Raw genomic sequence first — 2,632 nt, 5'->3', positions numbered from 1 at the left:
ATTCGCCTGCTCACCCGCAGGCTCGCAAGAAGTTGATATCAAAACACTCTTTTTGATTCAGGCTCTTAGGTTTTCGGATCGTAAACGATGCGCCCGCGCTCCGACCTGTCATGGCTCGATGCTCATCGGGCCTATTGCAAAGTTCGTTGGCGCAACGCTTACCGTTGATGCGCGGAAGAGCGACTAGCAATCCGCGGCGCCTACGCCCGGCTTTCCGCACCTTCCCGTGGCGGGCCTCCAAGATGAAGGGGCACACGGTTTTCCCGCCGAAAAGTGATGTGTCGCGACAGTCGATTCGCCTGGAGATATGCCTGTTGAGGGGGGCTCAGACCAATTCGCCCGGCGGTGCGGAGATGTGGCAGGACGCGTAAATATAACCAGTCGTGCGCTCCAAGCGATCCTCCATGCCGAGCTTGGTCATTGCGGTTAGGATAGCCCGCCGTTCCCTCACTGTCGAGAAGCGGCGCTGGCGCAGTCTGAAGCGGTCTACAAGCCTGGTCTCCAGTCCGAAATCCCGAAGGGCCATTGCGATATTGTCATAGCTGAAGGGATGCATCGCGAAGGCAACGACCCACGGGCGTGACGTTGCGGAGGCATCATACACGCGTGCAAATGTTCGCTCTGTGGCGTAACCCACACAGCCTGTACTGATGACGATGTCCGCACCCGCGAGATCGCGGCGTTCCTCGACCGTCAAGTCACGGGTTTCCAGATCAGCCATGATACCGGCTTCCAGCAGTCCCAGAACTCGCGCATAGCGAACAGCCCGGAACGATGGGTCAACGCCGACGAACTGGATGTCGTCGCGGAGGCCACGATTGCGGAAGAAGGCGCGATGCTCGATCTCCTGTCGGCGCGAGAGCGATCCGCTAGGTCTCAGATAGGCAGCATACAGATCGTCGAGATTAAGATCGGTGCGGAGTAAGGCTGCGTTAATGCCATAGGAGCAACCCACATCGATAATCTTCAACCTGGCTTTCTTTCGAACGCGTCGATAATCGGCAAAGATCCTTTCGAAAACCGGCTTGGCCCGATCTGGAATCACGTAGTCTAAGGACAGATGCGCGCGAAAATAGGCGTGCGGCCACCTGGAATTATAGGCTGCCGCGAAATCATGCTTCGCCCCCTGAATGTTGGCGCGCCCTACACCCGATGGCACCATGGTCCCCCTCGCTGGCCAGTGGCCTTGGAGTCGCAGCCTACTTTCGAGATCGTTCTGTCTGAAAGCTGACAGACTGGCGAGTTGATTTTGGGACATGTGGATTTACCGATGTCTTCTTTTCCACAGAATACGATCTGACACGGATCTGACATGCAGCTTTCCTTCCTTCGTTCCTTTGATCGCGATGTGATCCCGACAGGTAGGTCCTGCCGCCGCGACGAAGGAGCTTCAAAAGTCATGCCAAACGCGCAGAGGAGTTTTTCTTTACTGTTCTCAAGGGTTTACATGCGAATGTAGTGAGGGGCCAAGCCGAATATATTGCGTCGCATACGCGACAACCGGCACCTAGCTGTCGACGGCAGTGGCTGCATCGCGGGTTGAGCGCAGCAGGGCTTGATGTCGTGCTGATGGAAACCCGGCAAGTGAAGGGCGGGCTGAAAGCGATGCAGATGGCGGACAAGTGGGTGTGGGCACATGGGTCGTAGCGCGTTGCGATGCGTCGCCAGTCCCTGAGCTTGGCGAATAGGTTCTCGACCCTGCGCCGCGGGCGATACAGTGTCTTGTCGTAGGCGTAAGGGACTTTGCGGCTGCGGCTCGACGGGATGCAGGGCACGATGCCTCAGTGAGATCTGATCTGTGATGCCCCAGAGCCCTGCCCAACAGAATTCTTCCCTCGACGCCGCCCTGCTCGAAGCGCGGGAGCGCTACACCGCGAAGCGCCCGAAGAGTGCGGCGCTGCATCGCGAGGCGGTAAACGTTCTCCCCGGCGGCAACACCCGGTCCGTGCTCACCTATGCGCCTTTCCGACTGCCATGGCGCGCGGCGAGGGCTGCCGGCTTTGGGACATTGATGGTAACGCCTATCTCGACCTGTGCGGCGAATACACTGCCGGCCTGTTCGGCCATACCGACAGCCGCATCGATGCCGCCCTCCACGACGCCATGGCGCGAGGACTGAGCCTGGCCGCATTGGGCGAGGNCACACGCGCTGCCGGTGCGATCCTGATCTCCGACGAGGTGATGACCTCGCGCATGTCGGGAGGCGGCCTGCAGGAACGTCTCGGTATCCTGCCCGACATGACCACGCTTGGAAAGTATATCGGCGGCGGCATGAGCTTCGGCGCCTTCGGCGGGCGCCACGACCTCATGAAGATCTTCGTCTACAAGGTGCCTCATGCTGGCACGTTCAACAACAACGTGATGTCCATGGCGGCAGGGATCGCCGCCATGGGAGAGGTGTTTACCGCCGCAGCCGCCGCCGACCTGTTCGCGCTCGGGGAAGGCCTGCGCGAACGACTCAACGCGATCTCCGACACGGCCGGCGCGCCGCTGCAGTTCCGCGGCCTTGGCTCGCTCGCACGGCCCATTTCCGTCGGGGCCGGATCGACCGCCCCTATGCCATCACCCCCAGGGAGGAGGCGCTGAAAGAGCTGTTCTTCTTCGACATGCTCGACGCCGGCATCTACATCGC

General features: G+C 60.2%; 3 protein-coding genes and 1 pseudogene. 2 read left to right on the top strand and 2 right to left on the bottom strand.

Annotated elements, in window-relative coordinates:
* Positions 1-187, top strand: a 187-nt coding sequence (locus X773_RS77900) for a hypothetical protein (RefSeq protein WP_210164212.1), incomplete at its 5' end; no start/stop codon positions are given.
* Between the two features lie 138 nt (positions 188-325).
* Here the strand turns inward: X773_RS77900 and X773_RS73390 are convergent.
* The gene (locus tag X773_RS73390) at positions 326-1,162 is read right to left on the bottom strand and encodes a hypothetical protein (protein ID WP_031213480.1); all 837 of its coding nucleotides are present in this window, start codon (positions 1,160-1,162) and stop codon (positions 326-328) included.
* 439 nt (positions 1,163-1,601) lie between these two features.
* Positions 1,602-1,748, bottom strand: a pseudogene (locus tag X773_RS78890) (IS5/IS1182 family transposase); the annotation flags it as partial.
* A 226-nt stretch (positions 1,749-1,974) separates the two neighbouring features.
* Here X773_RS78890 and X773_RS73385 point away from each other — a divergent pair.
* Positions 1,975-2,586 carry an aminotransferase class III-fold pyridoxal phosphate-dependent enzyme gene (locus X773_RS73385; protein ID WP_023680957.1) on the top strand — a complete coding sequence of 204 codons (612 nt, stop codon included), beginning with the start codon at positions 1,975-1,977 and terminating at the stop codon, positions 2,584-2,586.
* The last annotated feature ends 46 nt before the right edge of the window (positions 2,587-2,632 follow it).

The sequence above is a fragment of the Mesorhizobium sp. LSJC280B00 genome (genome assembly GCF_000502835.1).
GTDB lineage: Bacteria > Pseudomonadota > Alphaproteobacteria > Rhizobiales > Rhizobiaceae > Mesorhizobium.
This window is presented reverse-complemented; position numbering and strand designations above follow the sequence as displayed.